Source organism: Pelagicoccus sp. SDUM812002 (genome assembly GCF_031127835.1).
Taxonomy (GTDB): Bacteria; Verrucomicrobiota; Verrucomicrobiia; order Opitutales; family Opitutaceae; genus Pelagicoccus.
In genome coordinates, this window is record NZ_JARXHX010000002.1 from 220,095 (window position 1) to 246,105 (window position 26,011).

The following is a 26,011-nucleotide window of genomic DNA, read 5'->3' on the forward strand; positions in this document are numbered from 1 at the left end:
TATCGGGTAACCGAGACCCGCTGCGTTAGCTGCGTTCTCGCCTGGAGAAATAGATGAGCGAGCCAGAAATGGCTAGTATGCCGGGTGCAAGACCGGCGAAACACCAAATGATTTTGGTGAAGAGTCCCCCAAAGTCGCCGAAATGGAAGGGCTCGAAGGAGTCGACGATGAGGGACCACAGTCCGGCTTCGCGGAGGTCCTCCGTGATTGCGATTTCCCCTGTTTGGGAGTCGATGCCCATCCAGCTTCCGTAGGGACTAAGGAACGGGCTGTCGAAATGGTTGCTGCCGTAGAAGTAGATGTTCGGATCTTGGTCTGTGGGAAAGTAGATGTAGTTGATCCTGAACATGTTCCATTCGTCGGTAGCTGTTTTCACGAGTTGCTCCACGGGAAGGTGGGCTTCCTGTGGGTTCAGGATGCGGTGCTCCTCTTCGTCGGCGTGCTCGACCAGTTCGTGGGCGAGGTGGGAAATGTTCCAATAAGTGCCGGTGACTCCGAGGATGAGGTTGAGGGGCACGGTGACGATGCCGATCATCTTATGCAGGTCCGAGCAGAAGATGCGCAGGCTTTTGCCGAAGCGGAGGCGGAAGAGGTTTTTCCAAAAGGAGCGGTAAATCCATATACCGGTGACGCTGAGAGCGATGAGGCCGAGTGCGAAGACGGCAGTGATGGCCATGCCGATGTGGTCGGCGAAGAGCGTGTAGTGCAAGTCGACGAACCAGCCTTGCAGGGTGTCGCGGTAGCCTAGGGGCTTACCGGGGATTTCGCCGGTGTACTGGTCCACGCGGAGCTTGTGCCAGTCATCGGTCCCGCGCGGTTTCATGTAGGCGATGTCGCGGGACTCGGGGTTGCGGTTGAGCAACCAACCAGAGACCCAAAAGTCTGGGAAAGCGGCTTGGACTTTCGCTATCTGTGGGCCGAGCGGGAGGCGCTGGGCGTCAGCCGTGTATTCGGCTCGGTTCGTATCCGCGTAGAGGGTACTGTTTATTTCTTTTTGGAAAACGAGTACGCTGCCGGTAAGGCCGACGAGGATGAGGCCGAGGCCGCAGATAAGTCCGAGCCAGGAGTGGATTTGCCAAATGCGCTTTTTCATTACTTTGGAAAAGGGAAGTCCGCCTGCGGATGTCGCAGGCGGACGGATACAAATATATCAGATCAACTAAATTAGACTTAGTACTCCCACTTGAGGGAGAGCAGGAAGTTCTGCGGCTCTCCGAACTGAGGGTAGTCGAGGTTGGCGAGGTAGATCTCGTCGAGGGCGTTTTTGGCGCTGAGGGTGGCAGAGACGTTTTCGCTGATGGCGTAATTGACGTGGAGGTTGACGAGGGTGTAGGCGTCTTGGCTGATTTCTACGTTTCCTTGTCCGGGGATGAACTGGCTGCCGATGATCTCGCTTTGCCAGGTGGCTCCACCTCCGATCGCGAGGCGATTCCACTGTCCAGGGAACTGGTAGTGGGTCGAGAGCTGGACGAGGTCTATGGGAAGATTGGTCCAGATGGGATCGCCCTCGTGGCGGGAGGTGTCATTGTGAGTGTATCCGAAAATCATGGACCAGTCGTCGGTTACTTTTCCGCTGAGCTGGAGCTCGATGCCTTTGGCCTTAGTGCCGTCGACTCCGATTTGTGGATACTTGCCGCTTTCGAGTGGATCTGGGTTGAGCGGATCGGCGACGGCGAAGTTGTCCTGGGTGGTTTCGAAGAGTGCGGCGCTGAAGGTGGCACGCCCTTCGGCGAAGCTTGATTTGAGGCCGATCTCGTAGTTGTTACCTTCCACCGGATCGAGTATACTTCCGCTGGCATCGACGCCGTCTTGAGGTTCAAAAATGGTGGTGTAGCTGCCGTAGAATGTGAGGTTTTCGTTCAGGTCGTAGGTGAAGCCGACGTAGGGGGTGAATTCGTTGTCGATTTCGAATTCGCTTGTCACGAAGGAGGTCGCTCCTGCGTCGTCACGTCCGTAGTCGATGGTACCCCATTTTGTGATACGCCCGCCGAGGACTGCCGACAGGGCATCGGTGAGACGGAGGCGAGTGGAGGAGTAAAGTCCTGTTTGCTTAGTGCGAACGATACCTTGGCCGGGCAGGTACGCGAGTTTCATTTCGGGCGCGGAGCCATCCCATTCGTAGAAGTTAGGGATCGTGTAGTTGTAGGGGGTGCCGGCGAACCCGGTGGTGGTGTTGAGGGCGACGCTTTCGTACTCGGAGTGGCTGGCGCCGAAGACGACGTCGTGTTCGCGTTCGAAGAGGTCGAACTTGCCGTTGAGGTAAAGGTCGATGCTGTCGCGCTGGTCGGCGCTGTCCCAAGAGTAGCCGGTGATGACGACGCCGGAGCCGTCTTCCTTGTTGAGCCAGGTTTCGGCGTAGGCGTTGGCGTAGGTGCTGAGGCTTTCTTCGTCGCCGGTTGTGTGATTGATGGCGGCCTTGAGTTGCCAGCGGTCGTTGAGGGCGTGTTCGAGATTGACGAAGGCGGTGCTGGAGTGGCGGTGCCAGTAGGCCCAGTCGGTGGCGAAATTGGTGGTGTGCGGAAGCTCCGAAGGAGTGCCGTCTGCCGCGAGCGGAGGAATGGTGCCCCAAACGGACGCGGTGGGCTCGTTGTCTTGTCTTTGGAAGCCGAAAGTGAGCACCGAGTTTTCAGCGAGATCTGCGGAGAAGGTGGCGAGGTAGGCGAGCTTGTCCTCGTGGTAGCGATCTCGGAAGCTGTCGCGGTCGGTGTAGGCCGCGACGAAGCGGCTGCGGAACTTCCCCTCGGAAGTGATGGGCGTGTTGACGTCTACCTGAGTGCGGAGGTAGTCCCATGAACCGACCGTTTGCGTGACGGAAGCGGTTAAATTTTTTCCGGCCTGCTTGCGGTGAAGGTTTACAGTGCCAGAAGGCTTGCCGGATCCGCTGAACAGACCGTTGGCTCCGCGGAGGATTTCGACGCGTTGATAAAGAGCGGTGTCGAATTCTTGGTTGGTGTCTCCGCTATAAGTCGGGATTCCGTCGACTTGGAAGTCGGTGATCTGGAAGCCGCGTGAGAAGTAGAGAGGGCGCTGGGTGTCGTACATGGAGACATTGACGCCAGTCACGTTCCGCATGACGTCATCCATGTTGTACATTGATTCCGCTTCCAGGCGGGAGCTGTCGATCAAGCTGATCGTTTGCGGCGTCTCGCGGTTGGAAAGTGGTAGGCGAGTCGCGGCACCGATGGAGTCGTAGTGGTCGCCGAAGACCGTGAAGCCACTGAGTTCGAATGCTTGGTCGCCTGTGGTGGGCGCGTCGACGCTGTTTTGGGCGGCCGCCGTTGCGGCGAGTCCGAGGGCGCTGCTAGCGATGAGTTTTTTCAGATTGGTCATCTTTGAATCTGGTTTGTGCTGACGAGTGGAGTTTCGCAGTTGTGCAAACGTTTCCATGGGTTTGAACGTAGCGCACAGAGGCACTGTTTTTCCGCCCCGCAAGGGATTTTTGGTGCTCCCGGAAGGATTAATTTTTATCCGTAAATGCCGAAGGACCGTCGTGTAGGTTATCCGTTTTTGCGCTTTGGTATCGAATCTGAATGTAATCATAAACCGGATACGTGGTTGTTCTTGTCTTCGTTTATGCTGGGGCGAAAGGGAGATTCGCGCAGGCGGCGATTTTTGAGGGCTGAAGGCGACTCGGAGGATGGACGTAGAATCCGCTGCCAATTTTGTGACCACAGTGCCGATGGCCTTTTTAGGCACATGTCCAATTGTCAGGACACGAGGGTGGCGTTGACTTCGAGCTCCAAGGTGGGGTAGCTGGTGAGTCGCTCTGTCACAAAACGAGGGATCAGTTGAGCGTGAGTGGTGTCCCTGAGTAGGTCGTCGAGCTTATCCGCAAGCCCGACGCAGCAGGGGGTGACTGCAAATTCCGATTGTTTTCCGGTGTTTCACCCAAAATTCGATTTGCCCCTAATTGGGAAAGCACAATGCTCACCGGTTCTTCGTTAACAACATCCAACGACAACCCACTAAGACTATGGCTATCGCTACTGGCACAAAAGCACCGGATTTCACTTTGAAGAGTAAAAATGACGAAGGCTTGGCCGACGTTACCTTGAGCGAGAATTTCGGATCTTCCGCAACAGTTCTCCTTTTTTTCCCACTGGCGTTTACCAGTGTCTGCGAAGCTGAGCTCTGCGACATCCGTGATTCGCTGGCCGACTACTCTGGCCTCGATGCGAAGGTTTACGGCATCAGCGTGGACAGCCCTTTTGCCCAGGATGCGTTCGCCAAGGCTAACGGCCTGAACTTCCCTCTCCTCAGCGATTTCAACAAGGAAGTCTCTACTGCCTACGATGTGCTGTTTGCAGACTTGCTCGGATTCAAGGGCGTTTCCAAGCGCTCAGCGTTCGTCATCAGCAAGGATGGCGACGTCGTTTACTCCGAATCTAGCGACGACCCTAAGCAGCTTCCCGACTTTGCTGCAATTAAGGCAGCTCTCGCTTAAGGCGCAGTTTACGCTGCTGGCCTGGCCGGCTCTAGACGGAGCCGTCCAGTCCTATCACTACAGGATATTGTCCTGATCCGTTATCCAAAAAGACAGACCCGACACAGATGAGCGATCTCTCGAATCCACTGAACTCCCTGAAGACCTTCGACTCCGGCTTCGATGGTAAGTCATACTACTACTCCCTTCCTTCTCTGGAGGAGAGCGGAGTAGGACCGATCTCCAAGCTGCCTGTATCCATTCGGGTCGTACTTGAGTCCGTACTACGAAATTGCGATGGTAAGCGCGTCAAGGAAGAGGACATCACGACACTCGCCAACTGGAATGCCAAGGACCCTCTCAAAGTCGAGATCCCGTTTGTCTTGTCTCGCATCGTGCTGCAGGACTTCACTGGCGTGCCGCTCCTCGTGGATCTCGCGGCCATGCGCTCGGCGGTGGCGGACCTAGGAAAAGACTCCTCGATGATCGAGCCGCTGGTTCCGGTTGACCTCGTAGTCGATCACTCCGTGCAGGTCGATAAATCAGGCACGGCGAATTCCTTCCTGCAAAATATGGCCATCGAATTCCAGCGCAACATGGAGCGCTACGAATTCCTCAAATGGGGCCAACAGGCATTTGAGACTTTCCAAGTCGTACCCCCTGGCATCGGGATCGTTCACCAAGTGAATCTCGAGTATCTCGCCAAGGTGGTACACGCCAAGGAAGTCGAAGGCGGCCACGTCTTCTATCCGGACACTCTCGTAGGCACCGACTCGCACACGACCATGATCAACGGCCTCGGAGTCGTAGGTTGGGGAGTCGGGGGCATCGAAGCCGAGTCGGGCATGCTCGGCCAGCCGGTTTACTTCCTCACTCCTGAAGTGATCGGCGTCAACCTATCCGGCGCGCTCAAGGAAGGCGTTACCGCGACAGACCTCACGCTACGCATCACTGAACTGCTTCGTGAGCAAAAGGTGGTCGGCAAGTTCGTAGAGTTCCATGGCGAAGGAGCACGCAACCTCTCGCTGGCGGACCGAGCGACGATCGCCAACATGGCTCCTGAGTATGGAGCTACGATGGGCTACTTCCCAGTCGACGAAAAATCCCTTCAGTACCTCGAAGCGACCGGACGCGAACCGAAGCATGTCGCCTCGGTTAAAGCTTACCTCGAAGCCCAGAATCTCTTCGGCATTCCGGCCGCGGGCGAACTCGAATACACCGACGTAGTGGATCTCGACATGTCTACCATCGAGCCAGGGGTAGCCGGGCCCAAGCGTCCGCAGGACCGCATCGACGTCAAGGACCTCAAAGGCTCTTTCAACAAACTCTTCTCCCAGTCGACCGACGAAGGCGGCTTCGGTCGCGCTGTTGAAGACCGTGGAACCAAAGTTACGGTCGAGTCGGACGACGATATGAACGGGCATCAGATCGGGCACGGTTCCGTGCTCATTGCTGCCATCACTTCTTGCACGAATACTTCGAATCCGAGTGTAATGTTAGCGGCAGGTCTTCTTGCCAAGAAGGCCGTCGAGAAGGGGCTCTCAGTGGCTCCTACCGTCAAGACCTCCCTCGCTCCTGGTTCTCGCGTCGTCACGGACTACCTTGCTGAGACCGATCTCCAGTCATCCCTCGACGCCTTGGGCTTCAACCTCGTTGGCTACGGTTGTACCACCTGTATTGGAAACTCCGGACCGCTTGCGGATCCGATCGAAGAGGCTATCTCTAAGGGCGAGCTCGTGGCAGCCTCGGTACTCTCTGGTAACCGTAATTTCGAGGCCCGCGTACACGGTTCCATCAAGTCAAACTTCCTCATGTCGCCGCCGCTTGTCGTCGCCTATGCGATCGCCGGCCGCGTTGACATCGACTTATTTGAAGATTCGCTGGGCAACGACCAGGACGGAAATCCAGTTTACCTGAAGGATCTGTGGCCGACCAACGCCGAAATCGAGAAAGCCATCGTCAAAGGACTCAAGCCTGCGATGTTCCAGCGCCAGTACTCTGACGTGGCTAGCGCCAATCCCGAGTGGCTTAAGATCGAGTCGTCGACCGGCGATCTCTACGATTGGGACGACACCTCCACCTACATCCATCGCCCGCCGTTCTTCGATGGTTTCTCCATGGAGGTCGGTTCCATCGAACCCATCGAAGGCATGCGCCCGCTCGCCATCTTGGGCGATTCGGTCACAACCGACCATATTTCGCCCGCTGGCGCCTTCAAGCCCGAGACGCCCGCTGGCAGGTTCCTGGAATCGCGTGGCGTCGAGCCGAAGGATTTTAACTCCTACGGCAGCCGTCGCGGTAATGACTTGATCATGACTCGCGGCACCTTCGCCAACGTGCGTGTTAAGAACATCATGGCCGAAGGCAAGGAAGGCGGCTTCACCAAAGTCATGCCGGAAGGCACGCCGGCCACCATTTTCGACGCTTGCGAAACCTACAAGGAACGCGGCATCCCGCTCATCGTATTCTCCGGTATCGACTACGGCATGGGCAGCTCGCGCGACTGGGCGGCCAAAGGCACGAATCTTCTCGGCGTCAAGGCGGTCGTTGCGCGCAGCTACGAGCGTATCCACCGTTCCAATCTCATTGGCATGGGCGTGCTACCCCTCGAGTTCTTCGACGGCCAAAGCGCCCAGTCCCTCGGCCTTGACGGCAGCGAGATTGTCTCTCTCCCGGGGCTCGGCGACGACCTCAAACCCGGCCAATCCCTAACTGCCGTTATCGAACGATCTAACGGCGATGTGGACGAAGTCGAAATGAAGGTGCGAGTTGATACAGATATCGAAGTAGAATATATTCGCAACGGTGGTATTCTCCCGTATGTTCTGCGGGATATCATCAAGGCGGCGCAATAATCTCCACTATCCGCCCACTGCGTTATCTCAACAAGCGCGTCTCGAAGTCATGCCTGAAGACAATCCTGTTTTTCTAGTCGATCCTTACTCAACACCCGTTGCCGTGCGGATCGCCGGTCGTGCCTCCTTCCAAAACGTAGTGCCGCTTAAGGAATTTCTCAAAAACTCCTATGCGAGTGGAAAGAGGGACTTCGTTTTCGACTTTAGCCAGTGTGCGGGCATGGACAGTACCGTCCTCGGCGTCTTGGCGGGGTGCGCCCTCGAACTGCGTCGTTTAGAGCCGAAGGGCTCGCTCGTTCTCTCGCGACTTAATGACCGGAACCTCGAGCTGGTCAAGAATCTCGGCCTACACCGCATCGCCACCGTGGATACGGGCGATGATAAAGTTGCTTCTGGCGTAGGGGCTACCACCGCACTCAATTCTAAGCAGCTCAACGAGCTGGAAAACGCGCGCCTCTGCCTGGAGGCTCACGAAAACTTGGTCGCTGCCGATTCCGGCAATCAGGAGAAGTTCCAAGACGTCATCGCCTACTTGAAGAACCGGGTAGAGGACGAGGCTTAGTGTATATTGTCATTCCTGTTTGAAGTCTCGATATGAGGGTTAGGGTGGGAGTGACAGCTTTTGGAGGAGGTCGAAGCCATGCATGCCCCACCTTCGATCTGATCGTTGTGGAAGGTTGTTCTCTTTCGCGTCTTCACAAGCCTCGCTAGCGATTTCCACGCCCCTGTACCCCATGAGCCTGCTGTTTACCTTTACTCTGCTACTTGTTGGATGCCTGTTTGGCTGGCTCTATTTTCGCGAGGTAAAACGCAGCTCCGAGTACCTCGAGCGAGCTCAGTTGGCCCAGCAGGAGAAGCTCATTGTGGCGGACTTTATGCACGACATGGTGCAAGCCTTGGGTGATGAGCTCAGCAAGGAAGAGCTCTTTCAAAGGATCGTACATGCCGCTGTGGTGAGCACTGGCGCTTTGAGCGCCTGTGTTTTTGAAAGGACAGAGAGGGACACCTTGCGCAGCGTCGCTGTGGAAGGGCTGTTTCCTCCGCACCGACCCCTGCCGCCGCATGTGCGGGACAAGATTGCGACTCGTGCCAAGTTCATCGAAAGCGTCCTGAAGACCGAAGAATTTCCGATAGCAGAGGGGGTGGCGGGAGAAGCATACCGGAGCAGACGGACCATCCTCATCAAAGACGGTCGTACGGACGAACGCATGGTGCGGCACAGCGACTCCGCCCTCCGGGTGACTACAGCGATCTGCTCACCAATACTTTTTCGGGAAGAAGTGCTGGGAGTGCTTGCGGTCTGCAACTCGGCTGACGGGGCGCCATTTTCTGAGACGGATCAGTCCGTGGTGCAGTCGCTTGCCGAACAAGCGGGTATCGCGATCCGGAACAACACCTTCCTTACTTTGATGCTCGAGCGTAAGCAGATCGATATCGACCTTGGGCTCGCACGCAGTATCCAGCTCATGCTGCTGCCGCAAGAGTTGCCGCGTATGGACGGTCTGGAGATCGATGCCCAATACGTATCTTCCCACACAATCGGAGGAGATCTTTACGATGTCATTCCGCTGGGTGAGCACAAGCTAGGTGTAGCAGTGGCCGATGTATCGGGAAAAGGAATACCGGCTTCGATCGTTATGGCAATCTGTCGCACTAACCTGCACCGCGTCGCCCAAGAGGGGAGTTCTCCTTTCGAAGTGCTGCGTCAGCTCAACAGGCTCGTTGTCGACGAGATCAAAGGCGACACCTACATCACGGTGCTCTACGCGGTTATCGATCTCGAACTGGGATTGATAACCTACGCTCGGGCCGGCCACGAACGTCCTTTGCTCTGCGCGAACGACAGTTCGCGTGGCGTTTCTTATGCTTCCTTTCCAGATAGCGACGGATTTCCCGTTGGCATGATGCCGGACGAATCCTTTTGCGAGTTTCTCCAGGAAAAGACGGTGCCTTTCAATAAGGGAGACATCTTCGTTGCTTTCACCGACGGCGTTATCGAAACCTCCAACTCTACAGGAAAGGAGTTTTCCGCGTCTCGCCTTGCAGACTCGGTCAAAGCCAATCGTAAAGCTCCGGCGCAAGAGGTAAGCCTGCGTTTACTCGAGTCGCTGCGGGAATTCAGTGGAAAGAGGACCTACGACGACGATCTTACAATGGTCACAGTGAAAAGAATTTAGGCGTTCTGAGTTTGTACCCGACGCCTGAATACCCCAACTATCGGACTATGAAAAAGCTCGTCGCTCTTCTTGTAACAATCGCTCTACTAGGCGCCCAGCAGGTCCTAGCCCAGAATCAGAGCATGGGCGATGACCCTGAATCTGCGCACGACGACCCGCCTTCTTGGAAGGACGTGGTGAGGACGTACGAGCCATTGTACGTTGGCTACACCTTCGACGAAGATGACCAGGCATACCTCGATTTTTCACTCTCGGTAATCACGCCCGCATCCATTGTCTTTCCTTGGGAGTCTTGGAATCCAAGCAACAAGTTCCCCGTAGAGGGGCAGGACTACGACAAGCCAGATTTGTTTCCGTATCAACCCCGCCTCTACCTCGCCTTTAGTGGACGTGCCGGGCAGTACATGGGAACGCGTGAGTCTTCACCTGTAGTCGGAAAGCGTTTCAATCCCTTGCTCAGTGCCCGCTGGTGGCATAAGCGGCGCGACCTAACGAGCTCGCGACGCGATCCCGGCTACAGTTTGCACGACTATTTCGAAATCTCCTATGGACACGAGTCGAACGGCCAGCGCATTGGAGATTTGACCGACCCTCAGACCCCTGAAGAAGAAGCCCTCGGCCGCAACCGTTTCGAGGCGTTGCAGGCGGAGTACCAGCTTGTCGATGGAGATGCTAGTATTGCTCGCGACCAGCTCAGCCGTGGATGGGACTACCTAGGCGCTCGTTGGGCCAGTAGTTGGAAGATCGATACGGGGAGATTATTCTTCATGTTCGATGGACGATACTATTTGGAGGAGGGAATGCTGCAGGATGGTGCGGAAGAATATAATATTTGGGAAAACGATGACGAGTGGTTGGCCCGCTATGACGAGGAAATTCGTCGCGCCAAAGTCGATGGCCTGCGAGCCAGTGTTCGCTACCAGTCGAAAAGCTTGGATTGGTTTTTCGACGCAAATGAAATCATGCTTGAGCTGCGCACCGGGTACAACGATCCCTTCGAACGCATCACGGCGAGGCTCGAACTTGGTTTCAAGTACACATCGCTGTGGTACCGATATGGATACAATAGCGATCTCGTCGATTACTACCGCAAGGACAGCTCCTGGGGTCTAGCCATAAAGATACGTTCCTTCTAACAACCTTGTGGCAGAGGTGATAGTAGGTTTTTTCAGTAGCTGTCCCTCATCGTGCGCTGAAGGTCCCGAAAGCGTGTCACAGTGCGGGACGGGGTGTCGCGCTTGGGATGGGAGCACTCTCGCATCGCATTTTTAAGAGTGCGCTTAAGTTGCTGTTAGGCAGGTCGTAAAGCATAAAATGCGAAAAAGATTTCGCATTCTGGAACATGGAACGCCCGTTGCTATCTTTGAACTCCTAACAAAACGAAAGTACTCAAATGTTTGCATTTCTAATTCTTATTGTTCCGACCTTCATCTTGGCTTTCTGGGCCCAGAACAAGGTCCGCTCTGCCTACGGGAAGTATGTTCAGGTACCGTCGCGGGGTAACATCACAGGGCGCGAAGCTGCAGCTGCAGTCATGCAAAAAGCAGGAATTTACGACGTTGAGATCGTACAGGTGCGCGGTGAGCTTACCGACCACTACGATCCCATGAATAAGCGCCTCGCTCTCAGTGAGCACAACTACAACGGCACAAGCCTTGCAGCGCTGGGCGTGGCAGCCCACGAAGCGGGCCACGCGGTGCAACACAAGGTAGGCTATTCGATGCTTAAGGCGCGTATGGCAATGATTCCAGTGACGAATATCGCTTCCAGTTTGATGCCGTTCATCATGTTTGGCCCATTCGTGCTGGGATTGTCTGCGCTCGGCGGACTGTTTCTCAAGATCGGTGTGGGTTGCTACCTTGTTATGACGGCGTTCCATCTAATCACCTTACCGGTGGAGTTCGACGCCAGTCGTCGGGCCAAGCAGGAACTCGTCTCGCTCGGCATTTTGGGTCAGGACGAACTGACAGGCGTCAATAAAACGCTCGATGCTGCAGCCTGGACCTATGTTGCTGCGTTTGTATCTTCGCTGGGTTACTTGATCTACTTGCTCTCCATGCTAGGGGGCAATCGGGACTAGCCGAAGATCGTACTAATTTTTGCCGGGCGACTCAGTCGCTTGGCAGGAGGGAAGAGAAACAGAGGAGGGAGCCGTCTCGGAAACGAGGCGGCTCTTTTGTGTTCTGAGACAAGAATTTAGCTGCGGCTTTTGGCGAGCTCTGCGGCGGCTTGGGCGGGCGAGGTTGTTGTGTCGATGACCTTGATGCCCGGTATGGCAGAATGTAGCTCCGAAAGGGCGGTGTCACGGTAAAGCGATTCCGACGTAAGCAGTCCGCCGTAGACGGCGACAATAGGTAAGGATTCGGTTTGAGCGTAGTCGTCGAAGACAAGCTTCGCGAGTTTTGCGAGGTGTTGGGCTTCGAGACGCAGAATATCGAGCGCTTCTTGGTCGCCATGGGTGGCTAGCTCAATGACACGCGGCGCTAGGGCTGCGATGGAGGGTCGGGATTCAACAGCAAGCAGGAGTTTGGAATCTATGGCTCGTTTGCCGATCGCGTATCCACTTCCTGGATCTTCGTAGGGGAAATTGCGGCCGCTTGCTCGAAAGCTTTCACCAGCCGAGTTTTTAGCGAAGCAGGCGGAGCCGGTTCCGGCGATGAGAACGATACCAGGCTTATCGCGAAATGCGGCGTAGTGCGCGATCTCGAGATCGTGGGTAAGGTGAAGTGTAGTGGCGGCGAATGAAGGCAGTGTGGCGAGCAGCTCGTCTCTCAGCCTATCGGCCACTTGAGGACTGGCGAGTCCGGCGATTCCGAGGCAAATCGTTGCATGTACGCCTAATGTTGCCCCAGTGTTGTTGATGGCCTCGACGATGTTTTTTGCAGCTTCAGAGAATCCATTATTGTTTGGGTTAGACCCGAGAGCGGTGCCCCTACCGAGGATGTCTCCAGTTTCGTCGATAGCGATAGCGCGAGTTTGGGTGCCGCCTCCGTCGATTCCAATAAACACGCTGGCAGGTAATTGGGCGTTCATAGCGTAGGATTAGCGATGATCCTAGTGCTGGTTGTTTGCCACAGGCGATTGCTTTCTGGCTTTGTTTTCGTTAGTGTTTTTGCCCGACGCGGGCGAGGAACGCTGTAACGCGGGCAATCCAATGGGATGCACGTGTTCTGTCCTTTTCCCGAGTATGTTTCGGTTTGGCGAGCTGTTGCTAGGCTATTCCAAGTAAACCTGAAATCCAATTCGAAGTATGAGCATGAAAGTGAAAACCATTTGGTTACTTGCCTTGATCGCGTGCAGTGTTGCAGCTGGGCAAAAGACGACGGAAGCCAACGCGACCTCCCGATTCGCATTGGGTGTGGAAGGGGGCACGACTGGACTCGGAGGCTCGGTGTGGTTCACCGCGTCAAAGCAGTTCACTTTTAACGCCGGCTATGGTTCGCTCAGTGAGGATAAGGATTATTCGACGGATGGCGTGGACTACTCGGGAAACGTGGACCTCTCAAATGGTTATGCGACGATACAGTGGCATCCTGGCGGAGGCGGTTTTCACTTGCTGGCCGGCGTGGTGTTTACTGAAAACTCGGTAAACGTGGTCGGCCGCCCGGAGTCTGGAACGACTTATGATTTGGACGGAGTGGAATACCCCGCTTCTTTGGTCGGCACGATTGTTGGTGATGTCGAATGGGATAATTCGACAGCTCCATATATCGGTTTTGGCTTTTCGAAGAAGCCTGAAGGCAAGGGTTGGGGCGCCTACATCAATGCAGGCGTTATGGACGCGGGATCCGCTGTCGCTCGGCTGGAGGCGACGGGGCTGATAGCGGACCAACCGCAGTTCGAGTCAGATTTAAGGGCGGAGGAGCAGGATCTTAACGACGAGTTGGACGAGTTTGACCTGTATCCGGTGGTACGCCTCGGCGTGATGTACCGATTCTAGGGATACGGGGAATTTGGGTTCACGATTTGGGGTGTAAAGCGTGGGCGTAGTGTGGAGCTTTAGCCCGCATCCGTGGAGAATAAATCGTGCTAGGCGGTCGCGGGCTGGAGGTCTGCGTTACGGGCGGCTAGGTTGCGACCGGTTTTGGTTCAACCCATTTGCCGTGCTCTTTGATCAAATCGATGAGCCGGTCGTCGGCCTCGATCTGAGGGATGTTGTACTTAACGCACTGCTTCCCAACATAGAGATTGATTTTGGCGGGGGCTCCGCCGACGTATCCAAAATCTGCGTCTGCCATCTCCCCTGGACCGTTCACTATGCAACCCATAATGGCGATTTTGACGCCTTTGAGATGTCCGGTTTTTTCGCGGATGCGTTGGGTCGTGGTTTGCAGGTCGAAAAGGGTGCGGCCACAGCTGGGACAAGCGACGAACTCGGTCTTAGTGATGCGTGAGCCAGCGCCTTGCAGCACGTTGTAGGCAAGGCGAGTGGAGCGGACGAGATCTTCGTCGGACTCGATGCTGATCATGTCGCCGATACCGTCGCAGAGCAGGGATCCTGTGAGAATTGAGGCGTGCAACAGCTTGTCGAGGAAAGGAGAGGAGACAGCGGTTTTCGATTTAGCAGGCTTCGGATTGCGTATCCAGAGTGGAGATTTGTTCTCCAACTGCCTGAGGCGATCAGCGAGCTGGCGGTAGTAGCCGATGCGGTGGTTGGGCGCTGACGGCGAGATGCCGGAGTGCAGGGTTATGATCGTTCCCTCAATCGGCTCGGAGAGGATTCCATCGTCGACGCTCGGCGAGAGACCGATGACTGGTTGGATTTTTAATTGGGAGCAGAGGTGCACGAATTGTTTGTACTCCTCGTAATCGTCATCGCCGAAATCTCTGAGCACCGCGAGATGGATCTGCTGCGGAGGAAGAGCCAAAGAGACCTCGTCGAGCGGGAGTTTTGGATCGAGCTCAACGACGATGAATTCTGCAGCCCCTTTCATAGCTTCGCAGAGTTCGGTTAGTTTCTCGAGATCTTCGATAGTCTCTGCCTTTAGCAGGAGTCCTTCTAGCTTGGAATCACCGAGGGCGGGTCGCGAGGTCTTGGCTTCGGCAGCGATAGTCACGTATTCGGAAATTGGATGCGATATCGGCGTGATGACGGTGGGCGGCTCTTCGGTACCGAGCTTGGCGAATTTTCCGAGCTGGATTTCGGAAATTTCGCGGCGCTGGAAATGGAAGGGATCGACGCTATCGGGCTTTGTGGGTTCGCGACCGATGTCGCTCCAGCCTGTCTGCCACTGCTCCGTTATTTTTTGGGCAAGGGCTTGGGCGACGGGGATTTCGTAGACGGGGTCTTCGGTGAGGGAGACACGGATCGTATCGCCGAGGCCGTCCATGAGGAGGCTGCCGATGCCGATGGCGGATTTGATACGGCCGTCTTCGCCGTCGCCCGCTTCGGTCACTCCGAGATGGAGCGGGTAGCGCATGTCTTCCTTGTCCATATGGCGAACGAGGAGACGGTAGGCTTCGATCATGACCTTTGGGTTGCTCGCCTTCATGGAGAGGATCATGTCGTAGTAGCCGTGCGACTGGGCGATGCGGAGGAACTCGAGGGCGGACTCGACCATGCCGAGGGGAGTGTCCCCGTAGCGGTTCATGATGCGATCAGAGAGTGAACCGTGGTTGGTGCCGATCCGCAGGGCACGGCCTAGCTCTTTGGCTCGCTTAACGAGCGGCGAGAAGGAATCGTAGAGCCGTTGGAGCTCGGCCTCGTATTCAGCATCTGTATACTCTAGAACTGCGAATTTCTTGTTGTCCGCGTAGTTGCCGGGATTTACGCGCACTTTTTCGACATGCTCGACAGCTTCCATGGCCGCGTTGGGAAGGAAATGGATGTCGGCGACGAGGGGGATATGTCCGAAACCGGCAGCGGTGAAGCTGGCACGTATGTCCTTGAGGGCACGAGCGGCTGCTTTGTTGGGGGCAGTGACGCGGACAATCTCGCAACCGGATTCGGCGAGGGCGATGGATTGCTTGACGGTGGCTTCGACATCTTGGGTAAGCGTCGTCGTCATCGACTGGATACGGATCGGGTTATCCCCACCGACTCCAACGGAGCCGACTTGGACTTCACGACTGATGCGACGCTCGGTAGCGAAACGTGAGACGCAGTATGAACTCATTCTTCGGTGGAGGAAGGGGTGTCGGCGTTTGCGTTCTCAGGATTTCCGAATACAGGCGTAACTGCCTTGGCTCTCGTCTCGGCACTTTCGGAAGCGTCTGAGATCCAACGGCTCACGTCGAAGAAGGTGACGTACATCATCATGCCGAAGAGCAGTATCATGAAGCTGCCTTGCAGCGAAGCGATGACGTTCGGGTTGATCGGTTTGCGACGAAGTTTGTTGATGGTAGCGAAGGCGATATGGCCACCGTCGAGGACGGGGATCGGCATCATGTTGAAGAAGGCGAGGCTAACGTTGATGAAGATGACGATCCACAGTGTGTTGAGCATATCGTACTGGGCTGCGCTCTTGATGACGCGGATGATGCCGACGGGGCCGCTCATGTGCGAGATGCCGATGTCTGAGTTTTTGTGAAGCAGGGCCCGGAGGTTGGTGTACGTGGTGATAGCGACTTCCTTGAGCTGCTCGGTAGGCGTTTGGTAGAGGAGGCTTCGGTTTGTATCGAAAGCGGCGATACCCGTAAGGACAGCTTTGCGCCCATCGGTGGAAACGATGACCTCCTCGGGTGTGATCTGAGCGGTTTTGACCGTACCCTCATGTTCGAAAGTGATCGAGACGGGTTGCACGCCCTTGTCTTTCAGGTAGTCGGTGTAGAAAGCGATGCTGCGAACGGGTTGCCCGTCGAGCTCGAGCAGTGTGTCGCCGGGGGCAATGCCAGCTTTTTCGATAGGCGAGTCGGGGAAGACCGCACCGACTTTTACAGTGAAACCGGGACGAAGTCCGACTTGGCGGAGTTTCATGCCCTCTGAAATGATCGGCTGTACTTGAAGGGTTACCTGTTCTCCATCGCGCTCGACTATGAATTCGATTTCGCGTGAGCCTTGAGTCGTGGTACCGGTGCTCAGGGCGATGCCTTGGTGTATGTCGTCCCAGTTTTTAACGGGAGATCCATCGATATAGCGAATCAAGTCGCCGACTTGCATGCCAGCGGCTTTGGCGGGGGCGGTAACTTCCTGGCCGGCGGCGTTTAATAGCGTGTCGCTGAGATAGCCAACTTCCACGGATGCTCGGTCTTCGGAGGTAGGGCGTCCGGTGAAGAAGAGTATGGTAGCGAGGAGGAAGGCGAAGATGATATTGAAGACGGCTCCGGCGACGGCGACGATGACCTTGTCGCGATATCCGATGGGAGGCATGGCGCCGGCGTCGATGGAAGAGTCACCTTCGATACCTCGCATATCGGCGAGTTGGGGAAGGGCGACGTAGCCACCGAGCGGGAGCCAAGAGAGCCGATACTCGACTCCGCCGCGCGTCCAAGAGAAGATTTTAGGACCAAAGCCGATAGAGAAGCGTTCGATGTGGAGACCGCGCCATTTGGCGGCGAGAAAGTGGCCGAGCTCGTGGACGAAGATGGAACCGCCAAAGAAGAGGGCAACTATGAGGAGGCCCCAGCCATGGTTGAGGAGATCGGGAAAATTCATTTTGTTCTATTTGGGTCCCGAGTGACGGTTTCCCGGTTACGGTTGTTTTCGAAGGGTTGGTCGGAAGTCTCGCAACTTCCGCTACTAAGTTGACGTTTTCTGAACGAAGTCTGCGGCGTGACGGCGGGCCATCTGGTCGTAGTGAAGGACTTCTTCGAGTGAGCTTGGTTCGGTATTATCGATGGAATTGAGGGTTTTCTCAATGATCGTCGAAATTTCGACAAACCTTATCTTACCTGAGACAAACGCATCGACGGCCACTTCGTTTGCAGCGTTGAAAATTCCGTTGGCGATGCCGCAGGCTTCCATGGCGAGGCGGGCGAGACCGAGGCAGGGGTAGCGTTGGAGGTCGGGCGCGTGAAAGTCGAGCTTCATGGCTTGGCTGAAATCGAGCGGTGCGACTACGCTCTCACCGCGATTCGGATAGAGCAGGCAATGCTGGATGGCGAAGGTCATATCCGGCGGACAGAGCTGGGCGAGCACGGAGCCATCGACGTATTGGACCATGGAGTGCACAATGCTTTGTGGATGGATAACCGCTTGCACTTGATCGGCTTGCATGCCGAAGAGCCAGCGTGCTTCAATCATTTCCAAGCCTTTGTTGGCCATGGTGGCAGCGTCGATAGTGACCTTCGGGCCCATGTCCCAATTTGGGTGCTGCAGGGCTTGTTCCAGGGTGACGTTGGCAAGTTGCTCGAGGGGAAGGTCTCGGAAACTGCCACCGGAAGCGGTCAGGATGAGTTTGTCGACGTGCCGTTTATTAGGTGTGGGATGCTTGGTATTGGGTGCTTGTTTGCCCGTTGGATTCGGATCGAGGCACTGGAAGATGGCATTGTGCTCGGAGTCGACGGGTAGGATCAGGGAACCGGATTCTCGAGCGGCTTCCATGATGAATTTGCCGGCGAGGACGAGGATCTCCTTGGAGGCGATGGCAAGGGTCTTGCCCGCTTCGATAGCTCGCAAGGCGGGCAATAGACCGTGGGTGCCGACTACGGCGACGAGAGTGGTGTCAGCTTCGGGAAGAGCGGCGAGCTGTTCGAGCCCTTCGAGCCCGCAGTGGAGCTGGGTGGTAATGGGGAAGGCGGTGCCTGCTTTGGCAGCTGCGTAGGCGGTTTCGTCGAAGATGCCGACGTGGGGAACGCCGAACTCGTAGGCGATCTGGGCGAGCTTTTCGATGTTCTGGTTGGCGGCGATTCCGACGAGATTGAGTCTATCGCGATGCTTGCGAATGACTTTGAGGGTGCTCTCGCCGATGGATCCGGTGGCTCCGAGGAGGACGATGTTCATGGTTTCAAGCTGTAGACTGTAGTGTCTAAAGGAGCAGGCCGAAGAGGAGGAATGCGGTAGGGGAAGTGAGGATGAGAGAGTCGGAAAGGTCGAAGGCGCCGCCGATACCTGGGATGAAGCGGCCGGAGTCCTTTTCTTTGGCAGCTCGCTTCATCATGCTTTCCACGAGATCTGAGACGATGGAGAGAGCCCCGATGGGCAAAGCGATTAGAGCGGCCCAGTAGGGGAGGAAGAAGTCGGGGAAGAGCTCGCTGCCGAAGTGCGCGAACGCGAAGCCGATGCCCACTGAGGTCAGGCAGCCGCCGATAGCCCCCTCCCATGTTTTGCCGGGGCTCGTGTTTGGAGACATCTTATGGCGTCCGAAGGCTTTGCCGAAAACGAGGGCACCGACGTCGCAGAACTTGGCGGTGGCGATGAGCCACAGGATGAGCATGAGGCCTTCGTTCATATCTGGCGTGATCGTGAGCATGCGGGCCATGAAGGTGAGCATGAAGGGGATATAGATGAGCCCGACGAGGGTAGAGCCTAGGGTTTCGATACGCTGCTCGACCTCGCGGTGAACGAGGATGCGGAGGCAAATGGCGACGATGGTGACGGCGATGATGCTGGCTTGCAGCCCCGGCACGGGGTGGTCGAAGGCCTTTTCTATGTAGAAAGGACCTAGAATCATGAAGGTGCCGAGGGAGGAGCCAAGCGATTTGAAAGGCCGGCGGCCCATCTTCTCCATGAGGCCATAGAGTTCCCATTGGGTGCCGAAGCTAATCATGGCGATGAGCCAGACGGCGGCCTCGGGAGTGTAGCTGACGGATCCAATGATAATGGACCAAAGGAGGACGGTACTGAAAATACGTTTTGCCACTTTGTTAGGCGGAGGGCTGGAGGGGATTTGACTGTGCGGTGCTCGAATGCGTTGCGAGCTGTTCGCCGGTCTTGCCGTAGCGTCGTTCGCGGTTGCGGTAGCAAGAGAGTGCTTTCTCGAGCTGTTCTTTGTCGAAGTCCGGCCAGAGCGTTTCCGTAAAGTAAAACTCAGCGTAGGCGGACTGCATGAGGAGAAAATTGCTAATTCGAGTCTCGCCGGATGTACGAATAATAAGGTCCGGATCGGGCAGTTCCGCGGTGTCGAGGTGTTTCGAGAAGTCTCCCCAATCGGTTGTATCTGGGGAGATTTCTCCGCGGGCCACGGCTTGGGCGAATGCCTTGGCAGCGTCGAGGACCTCGTTGCGAGAGGAATAATTCAAGGCTAGAGTCAGGTGCCAGTCGTCGAATTCCTTAGTGGCTTCGATGGCTTTCTCGAGGGCTTTGCGGGCGCTGGTGGGTAGCTCGTCGATGCGGCCGATGGCGTGAAGACGGACGCGGCGTTTGACGAGTGTCTTGGTCTCGCGGGCGAGGAAGAGCTCCAAGAGCTCCATCAGGGCCCGAACCTCCAAGTTGGGGCGATTCCAATTTTCAGCAGAGAAAGCGTAGAGGGTGAGGTACCGGATTCCTAGATCTTGGCACGCGTCGATGATGGTGCGGGTCGCTTTGGCGCCTTCCTTGTGTCCGCGGGGGCGCGAGTGTCCGCGTTGCTTAGCCCATCGGCCATTGCCATCCATGATGATGCCAATGTGTTGTGGGTCTGGTTTTTGTACTGTGGATTCGCCGATCATTCCTTAGCTGTTGGGAAGAATAGCGGCGAGGATCGAATGGGCCTTGTGCTTTGGCAAGGCGTTATTGGCTAGGGTTTCCCTCGGTTTCTCGAGGGAAACTCTAGTCGCGCTCGAAGGTATCTCCGCGAAAGCTGCGCTGACTTAAGCGTGTGCTAGAAACTGTAACCGGCTGCTACCGCTTGATCTTCGAGGGCTTGGAAGGCGCTGAGCTCGAAGATTTCCTCTTTGTCGGCTTCGCTGACCTTTTCCATCTCCTCGGCGATGTACGCGGCACGCTGGCTCAAGCTTGCTTGAAGGCTTGCTTCGATTTGTTGTCGCTTGGCTGCGTATTCGTAGACGAGCGCTGCGAAATCCTCGGATGGAAGTTCACGGTGCTCGGGAGTGAGCTGCTCACGATCGAGCGTCTTGAGGGTGAGCTCTCCGGAGAGAATGAGTTCGATAAGGTCGCCGCGCCCGGAGATGGCTTTGCCCTTACCTGACTTGATGAGGCAGCTGCTGCGGGCGGCGATGGCGGCTTCGCTCATGGAGGCGAGGAAGCTACGGTTTTTCTTTGCGTAGGTTTGTTCGCGAACAGAGCCGTAGGGAATGAAGGTCGCGTCGAGTTCTATGTTGAGTTCGTGGATGACGTTGTCGCTGAGACGGTATACCTTCGTGACGTATTCCTCTCCCCGATCTCGTTAGCCAATGAGTCCAAATTTTATATTTGGGGTGGGTTTAGCGTCCTTCAGCTTGTCTGAGAACTGCCAGATCTTCTTCTTGGCTCCGTCTATGAGTCCGCTCATGGATCCGGTGGTATCCAGAACGAAGACGACTTCCGTGGTGGGCGCTTCGAATCCGACTGATTCTGTTTGGGCGAGGCAATATGGGGAGAGAACGACAAGGGTTGCCAAGGCTCCCTTCCGTATACGCACACTTAAGTCAGCCATTTGGGTAGTGACTTTCGTGCTGCTGCTTGGTTCCGCGGTAAAATGAGCTCGAGATTGCATCTGAAGGCGGCTGCATTACGTAGTTCAAGCAACGCACGTTATTATGAGATTCTCTACGATTGCCTTATCCCTTCTTCTTGTAGGGGCTCTAGCCTACGCGGGCTACCTGCAAACCGAACTCAGTCGCCTCAAAGTCTCTTTAACGGAAAGTCCGCCATCGTCAGCGGCTGCTAGTGTTGAGGCGGAGACGGAGCAGAGTCTCGCATCGGAAGATACCGTTGAGGAGGGTTCATCGGTACCGTCAGCTTCGAAAGAAAGTGCGGCTTCTGTCGAGCAGGAGCCAGTTAGCGAAAGCCGCGATTTTCGTAGAGCCGAGCGAATGAAGCAAATGATGGCTGCCTTCGAGGATCCGGAAATGCGCATCGATATGATCGAGCGTCAGATGAATCGTGTAGACTCGCGCTATGCTGACTTTTTCAAGATGCTCGATTTGAGTACCGAGGATTTGAATACGCTTAGGACATTGATGGCCGAGCGAGGCGTAATCGGCTGGGAAACCCGCATGAGATCGTTCGGAGCGGAAACTGACGAAGCGAAGGCGGATGTGCAGATCGCTAGGGAGTTGCAGCAAGAGATGCTTAAAGAGCAGATTACGATGCTTCTGGGGGAAGACGGAGCAGTCGCTTTGAAGGACTACTCTGATTCGCTGCCTTTCCGAGGGGAAGTAGAGGCTTTGGCTTCCAGTCTTAGCTTTACGAATACGCCTTTGAGCGAGGATCAAAGCGAAGCCCTTGTGGGGGCGATCCGCGATGTGTCCAATTCGTTTGAATACACGGTCGACCTCTCCCAGGTGCGTGGACGCGATGTTTCAGGCATCACACCCGCAAACATAGAGACTTTCTTTTATGAGAGAGCGGCGCGTGATGACTTGATTTTACAGGCGGCAGCTGAGACCTTGGGCGACGAGCAGCTAGCAGCTTACGCGGAACGACAGTTAGCGGAGCGCGAGCGCGACCGGCGTCAAATGGAGTTCATGCAGCAGAATCCAGGTGGGTTTGGCCGTGGCGGTCCTCGTGGTGGCGGACCGCGGCCGTAGCGGGCTAAAATTTGCGTAACGAGCGGGCTCCGACGGAGCAGCGCTCCTTTAGTCAGCTAGGATCTTTTGGCCGTCGAAGACGAGCTTTCCGGAGACGAAGGTTTTCTTGACCTTTCCTTTCAGCTCTCGGCCGATCCAAGGGGAGTTGCTGGACTTGCTGAAGAATTTCTTGAATTCTGGTGTCCAGGTTTCGTCGAGATCGAAGAGGGTTACGTCTGCGTCCGCTCCCTCGCTTAGCGTACCTTTTTTGAGTTTTAAGATCTCGGCTGGGCGATTGGTGAGTAGGCTGAGGGTGCCGAGCAGTGAGAGGCGTTCGGTGTGGTAGAGCTGTGCCAGGCTCACTGAGAGAGCGGTCTCTAGTCCGATGACGCCAAATGGTGCGTAGTCAAACTCGACATCTTTTTCGTAGTCGGTGTGAGGCGCGTGCCCGGTGGCAATGCAGTCGATGGTGCCGTCTTCGAGGGCTTCGATGAGTGAGAGGCGGTCTTCTTCCTCACGAAGAGGAGGGTTCATCTTGAAATTTGTATTGAAGCTTTCGATTTCCGAGTCGGTAAGGGCGAGGTGATGGGGAGTGACTTCGGCAGTGACATTGATGCCGCGGGCTTTGGCACGACGGATGATGTCGACGGCGGATTTGGAGCTGATGTGCTGGAGGTGGATATGAGCGCCCGTGTGCGTGGATAGAGTGATATCCCGGGCCACGATTATGTCCTCCGCAGCTTTATGAAGTCCGCGCAGTCCTAGTTTCGTGGATACGAAACCTTCGTTCATGACGCCGTCGGCAGAGAGGGAATAGTCTTGGCAATGGTCGATGACGGGCATGTCGAACATATGCGCGTACTGAAGAGCTCGTCGCATGAGTCCAGCGTTTTGCACGCATTTGCCGCCGTCTGATATGGCGACGATGCCCATGCGTGACAGGGAACCTGTGGGGGCGAGGGCTTCGCCGTCGCGTCCTACGGTGATGGTTCCGGTGGGGAAGACATTCACTACGCCTTCCTTGTCGACTATGTCTTTGATGAGCTGAACAGTGCCGGCGTTGTCGACTGCGGGCGAAGTGTTGGGCATGCAGACCACGGAAGTAAATCCGCCTGCTGCCGCGGCGGAGGTGCCGGAACGAATGGTTTCCTTATGTTTTTGACCGGGGACACGGAAATGGACGTGCAGGTCGACGAGCCCTGGGCAAACGACGAGGCCTTGGGCGTTTATCACCTCAGCTGTATCCAGAATGTCCTGATTGGGTTTGCTGGCGATCTTTCCGTCTACGATATATAGGTCGCCGATTTCATCTCGATTATTCTTCGGGTCGATGATGCGGCCGTTTTTTATGTGAGTGGCGTTGGGCATTTACAAAGCGTGAGAGGTGGAGAGTAAGGAGTGAGCTTGCGGGTCACTAGGCGATGGCGGCTTCGGCAGATCCTCCGTTGCAGAGGTAGAGGGCGGCCATGCGGACGGCGAGGCCGTTGGTGACTTGTTCGAGGATTACTGACTGGGATGAGTCGGCGAGGTCGGAGTCGATCTCGACTCCGCGATTGATGGGGCCGGGGTGCATGATAATGGCGTCTTTTTTGAGCCAAGAGAAGCGGTCTGCATTGAGCCCGAACATGCTGGTATACTCGTTGAGCGAGGGGAAGGCGGAGGCGTTTTGGCGCTCGTGCTGTATTCGCAGGAGCATGACAGCGTCCTTGTCGGCGAGAGCGGACTTGAGATGGTGGGAAACTTTTACGCCGAGGCGTTCGAATTCTTTTGGGACGAGGGTGGATGGACCCACTAGAGTGACTTCGGCTCCGAGCTTAGTCATGGCCCAGATGTTGGATCGGGCCACACGTGAGTAGAGGATGTCACCGAGAATAGCGATCTTGCGGCCGCGCAGGTCTCCCCATTTATCGCGAAGGGTGAAGCAGTCGAGCAGGGCTTGGGTGGGGTGCTCGTGGGCGCCGTCACCTGCATTGAGGACCGGGATATCCAGGATCTTGGCTATGTAGCCCGCTGAGCCGGGGGCGGAGTGGCGGATAATAATGATATCGGCGGCGAGGGCGCGGATGTTTTCTACGGTGTCCCGCAGGGTTTCTCCTTTGGCGGTGCTGGAGGTTTTCATGTCCAGCGAGGTGACGTCAGCGGAGAGGCGCTTGGCAGCCATTTCGAAGGCGACGCGGGTTCGTGTGGAGTTTTCGAAGAAGAGGTTGACCACATTCTTGCCGCGTAGGGCAGGAGTCTTAGCCGTCTTGCGGCCGAGTACTTTTTTAAAGGCGTCAGCGGTTTCGAAGAGGGTATTGATCTCGTCGACGGAGAGTTCTTCGATGGAGATTAGGTCTTTGCGGTTCCAGGACACAGGCGGGAATGAGTGAGTGGTGTGGAGTGCTAGAGGCTCTTAAGCTTCGATGATTTCGATTCGGTATTTTTCGGTGGAGTGGGGGTCGAGTCTGACTTCGACTTTTTGCTCGGGAGTGGTTTCCTCGACGAGGCCGGCGTAGTTTGCGGCGAAAGGGAGGCGGCGGTTACCGCGGTCGACCAGTACGGCCAGTTCGACTTGGTAGGGGCGGCCGATGGTAAGGACTTCTGCGATGGCAGCCCTCACCGTACGGCCGGAAAATAGGACATCGTCGACCAAGATGATGGTGGAATCTTCGGGGTCGGTCGCCATGTGGGTGGCTTGGACTTCCTTGGTTATGGGGTGCTGCCCGATGTCGTCTCGGTGAAAGGATATGTCGATAACCGCCTTTGGGATGGAACTGCCGAGGCGTTTGGCGAGTGCGTTTTCGAGGAGGCTACAGAGGATTATGCCTCCATTTGCTATGCCAGCGAGCACGAGGTTGTCGGCCTTTGGGTGGGCAGCTGCGATAGCGTCGGCCATGGATTCTATGGCTGCGGATATCTCGGCTGATTCAATAGTCTTTTTGACGAGCACGCTGCCACTTAGAGTGAGAGGCTCGACGGGGTAAAGAGGGAAATGCGAGAATGCGTTTCGCCCGCCTAGATTTGCGTGACCGGTTATCGGATGTTGCTGGCGAACGTGCCGATAAGGCGTTCTACATGGGAGCTGTCTGTTTGCAGGTCCTCGGGATCGAAGCTAAGGTTCAGGAACTCGTTGAAGCCTGGGATCTTGTCAGTCTCCGGGTCGTTGAGGTTACGGAAGGCCATCGACCAATCGGGAAACTCGCGTTCTTCGATGTTTCGTTTGAATATCGTGAGGAAACCTCGGTGTCTCGGGTCGGCCTCGATTCGTTCCAGCGTCTCCTTGATGATTCGGCTTTCGCCTTCGAGGATTTGCAGGAAGTTGCCTGACTTGTAGAGGAGAAGTCCTGTGATGCCGCCGGATTGATTTTTGATGCGACTCTTAGTCAGTAAACTTATCAGGTCCTCTTTAGCGAAAGGGGTGCTGGCTGAGCTAGCATAGGCAATTTGGACAAGTGACATAGTGCATTATCTACGGAGAGGTTGAACCATAGAGCAAGCGGTGCATAGTAAAAATTTAGTAATCATTAGCTATTCGATTAGTCGTCGGGGCGAAGGTCCTCACCGTCGTAGTAGTCGAGCGGCTCGGAGCGAAGAATCCGGCTCTTTGGTGACCGGACGAGCCATTTACCGCTGTCTGGATAGTGGCAGGATTCACCTAAGGGGTTATCAGCTACCACGGTGAGGATGAGATCCTCGTCGCCGTCGTTTATGAGTTGGTGCGGTTCTCCGGGCTTGAAGAGTAACGCGTCTCCGCTACCGATTGACTCCCAGCCTTCCAAATGACGTACCTTTCCCGTCCCTGAAATAACATGATAAAACTCCCATTGAGCGCTGTGGGAGTGAAACGGATACGGAATTCTCCCAAGTGGAACCCGCAAGATTTCCACGTCGAAGGGATGTCGCTTTTCAAGATCGGTGGAGTCGGAGACCCGCCCCAGTGCCTCAGAAATCTGTTTGCCCGCCCCTGCGAGCTTACCGGAAGGAGATGTCCAGCCGAACTCCTTTATCTAGTCGGTGTTTTCTATTTTCACGATTGCGAAGGGGGAGCT

General features: G+C 55.8%; 23 protein-coding genes. 8 read left to right on the forward strand and 15 right to left on the reverse strand.

All coding sequences use genetic code 11. From position 1 onward, the window contains the following. Positions 1-25 precede the first annotated feature (25 nt). Positions 26-1,093 (reverse strand): PepSY-associated TM helix domain-containing protein, encoded by a 1,068-nt coding sequence (locus QEH53_RS04570; RefSeq protein ID WP_309021955.1) that lies wholly within the window; start codon positions 1,091-1,093, stop codon positions 26-28. A 77-nt stretch (positions 1,094-1,170) separates the two neighbouring features. Further along, positions 1,171-3,330, reverse strand: coding sequence for a TonB-dependent siderophore receptor (locus QEH53_RS04575; protein ID WP_309021956.1), 2,160 nt, complete (start codon positions 3,328-3,330; stop codon positions 1,171-1,173). Between the two features lie 643 nt (positions 3,331-3,973). Between QEH53_RS04575 and QEH53_RS04580 the strand changes: the two genes are divergently transcribed. The 6 genes from QEH53_RS04580 (at position 3,974) to QEH53_RS04605 (ending at position 11,535) form a co-directional block, all read left to right on the forward strand. After that, positions 3,974-4,444 (forward strand): redoxin domain-containing protein, encoded by a 471-nt coding sequence (locus QEH53_RS04580; protein ID WP_309021957.1) that lies wholly within the window; start codon positions 3,974-3,976, stop codon positions 4,442-4,444. 107 nt (positions 4,445-4,551) lie between these two features. Further along, complete coding sequence (gene acnA, locus QEH53_RS04585) at positions 4,552-7,278, forward strand: aconitate hydratase AcnA (protein WP_309021958.1); 2,727 nt, start codon at positions 4,552-4,554, stop codon at positions 7,276-7,278. A 49-nt stretch (positions 7,279-7,327) separates the two neighbouring features. After that, the gene (locus tag QEH53_RS04590; RefSeq protein ID WP_309021959.1) at positions 7,328-7,840 is read left to right on the forward strand and encodes an STAS domain-containing protein; all 513 of its coding nucleotides are present in this window, start codon (positions 7,328-7,330) and stop codon (positions 7,838-7,840) included. A 172-nt stretch (positions 7,841-8,012) separates the two neighbouring features. After that, on the forward strand, positions 8,013-9,455 hold the full coding sequence (locus QEH53_RS04595; RefSeq protein ID WP_309021960.1) for a SpoIIE family protein phosphatase: 1,443 nt from the start codon (positions 8,013-8,015) through the stop codon (positions 9,453-9,455). A 47-nt stretch (positions 9,456-9,502) separates the two neighbouring features. After that, positions 9,503-10,591 (forward strand): hypothetical protein, encoded by a 1,089-nt coding sequence (locus QEH53_RS04600; protein WP_309021961.1) that lies wholly within the window; start codon positions 9,503-9,505, stop codon positions 10,589-10,591. Positions 10,592-10,848: 257 nt separating this feature from the next. Further along, positions 10,849-11,535 carry a zinc metallopeptidase gene (locus tag QEH53_RS04605; RefSeq protein WP_309021962.1) on the forward strand — a complete coding sequence of 229 codons (687 nt, stop codon included), beginning with the start codon at positions 10,849-10,851 and terminating at the stop codon, positions 11,533-11,535. 116 nt (positions 11,536-11,651) lie between these two features. On the opposite strand, the gene QEH53_RS04610 is transcribed toward QEH53_RS04605, so the two are convergent. Next, complete coding sequence (locus QEH53_RS04610) at positions 11,652-12,488, reverse strand: BadF/BadG/BcrA/BcrD ATPase family protein (protein ID WP_309021963.1); 837 nt, start codon at positions 12,486-12,488, stop codon at positions 11,652-11,654. Positions 12,489-12,711: 223 nt separating this feature from the next. On the opposite strand from QEH53_RS04610, the gene QEH53_RS04615 reads away from it, so the two are divergent. Next, a complete protein-coding gene (locus QEH53_RS04615; protein WP_309021964.1) occupies positions 12,712-13,395 on the forward strand; it encodes a hypothetical protein in 684 nt (227 codons plus the stop codon). A gap of 127 nt (positions 13,396-13,522) precedes the next feature. Here QEH53_RS04615 and ispG read toward each other — a convergent pair whose 3' ends face one another. From ispG to QEH53_RS04650, 7 genes are all read right to left on the reverse strand, one after another. Next, positions 13,523-15,571 carry a (E)-4-hydroxy-3-methylbut-2-enyl-diphosphate synthase gene (ispG, locus tag QEH53_RS04620; protein WP_309021965.1) on the reverse strand — a complete coding sequence of 683 codons (2,049 nt, stop codon included), beginning with the start codon at positions 15,569-15,571 and terminating at the stop codon, positions 13,523-13,525. Next, on the reverse strand, positions 15,568-17,049 hold the full coding sequence (gene rseP / locus QEH53_RS04625; RefSeq protein ID WP_309021966.1) for an RIP metalloprotease RseP: 1,482 nt from the start codon (positions 17,047-17,049) through the stop codon (positions 15,568-15,570). The genes ispG and rseP overlap by 4 nt, the downstream gene beginning before the upstream one ends. An 84-nt stretch (positions 17,050-17,133) precedes the next feature. Further along, complete coding sequence (gene dxr, locus QEH53_RS04630) at positions 17,134-18,336, reverse strand: 1-deoxy-D-xylulose-5-phosphate reductoisomerase (RefSeq protein WP_309021967.1); 1,203 nt, start codon at positions 18,334-18,336, stop codon at positions 17,134-17,136. A gap of 25 nt (positions 18,337-18,361) precedes the next feature. Continuing rightward, positions 18,362-19,195, reverse strand: coding sequence for a phosphatidate cytidylyltransferase (locus QEH53_RS04635; RefSeq protein WP_309021968.1), 834 nt, complete (start codon positions 19,193-19,195; stop codon positions 18,362-18,364). Between the two features lie 4 nt (positions 19,196-19,199). After that, positions 19,200-19,982 (reverse strand): isoprenyl transferase, encoded by a 783-nt coding sequence (locus QEH53_RS04640; RefSeq protein WP_309021969.1) that lies wholly within the window; start codon positions 19,980-19,982, stop codon positions 19,200-19,202. A 152-nt stretch (positions 19,983-20,134) separates the two neighbouring features. Further along, complete coding sequence (locus tag QEH53_RS04645; protein WP_309021970.1) at positions 20,135-20,506, reverse strand: hypothetical protein; 372 nt, start codon at positions 20,504-20,506, stop codon at positions 20,135-20,137. A gap of 153 nt (positions 20,507-20,659) precedes the next feature. Further along, positions 20,660-20,908 (reverse strand): hypothetical protein, encoded by a 249-nt coding sequence (locus QEH53_RS04650; protein ID WP_309021971.1) that lies wholly within the window; start codon positions 20,906-20,908, stop codon positions 20,660-20,662. A 103-nt stretch (positions 20,909-21,011) separates the two neighbouring features. On the opposite strand from QEH53_RS04650, the gene QEH53_RS04655 reads away from it, so the two are divergent. Next, a complete protein-coding gene (locus QEH53_RS04655; RefSeq protein ID WP_309021972.1) occupies positions 21,012-22,004 on the forward strand; it encodes a hypothetical protein in 993 nt (330 codons plus the stop codon). Positions 22,005-22,052: 48 nt separating this feature from the next. Here the strand turns inward: QEH53_RS04655 and QEH53_RS04660 are convergent, their stop codons facing one another. From QEH53_RS04660 to QEH53_RS04680, 5 genes are all read right to left on the reverse strand, one after another. After that, positions 22,053-23,351 carry a dihydroorotase gene (locus QEH53_RS04660; RefSeq protein ID WP_309021973.1) on the reverse strand — a complete coding sequence of 433 codons (1,299 nt, stop codon included), beginning with the start codon at positions 23,349-23,351 and terminating at the stop codon, positions 22,053-22,055. 46 nt (positions 23,352-23,397) lie between these two features. Beyond that, positions 23,398-24,336 carry an aspartate carbamoyltransferase catalytic subunit gene (locus tag QEH53_RS04665; RefSeq protein ID WP_309021974.1) on the reverse strand — a complete coding sequence of 313 codons (939 nt, stop codon included), beginning with the start codon at positions 24,334-24,336 and terminating at the stop codon, positions 23,398-23,400. A 39-nt stretch (positions 24,337-24,375) separates the two neighbouring features. Next, entirely contained in the window at positions 24,376-24,912 is a 537-nt protein-coding gene (gene pyrR / locus QEH53_RS04670; protein WP_309021975.1) for a bifunctional pyr operon transcriptional regulator/uracil phosphoribosyltransferase PyrR, read from the reverse strand. Between the two features lie 83 nt (positions 24,913-24,995). Beyond that, the gene (locus QEH53_RS04675) at positions 24,996-25,421 is read right to left on the reverse strand and encodes a BLUF domain-containing protein (protein WP_309021976.1); all 426 of its coding nucleotides are present in this window, start codon (positions 25,419-25,421) and stop codon (positions 24,996-24,998) included. Positions 25,422-25,498: 77 nt separating this feature from the next. Then, positions 25,499-25,840, reverse strand: a complete 342-nt coding sequence (locus QEH53_RS04680; RefSeq protein WP_309021977.1) for a cupin domain-containing protein — start codon at positions 25,838-25,840, stop codon at positions 25,499-25,501. Positions 25,841-26,011: the final 171 nt, after the last annotated feature.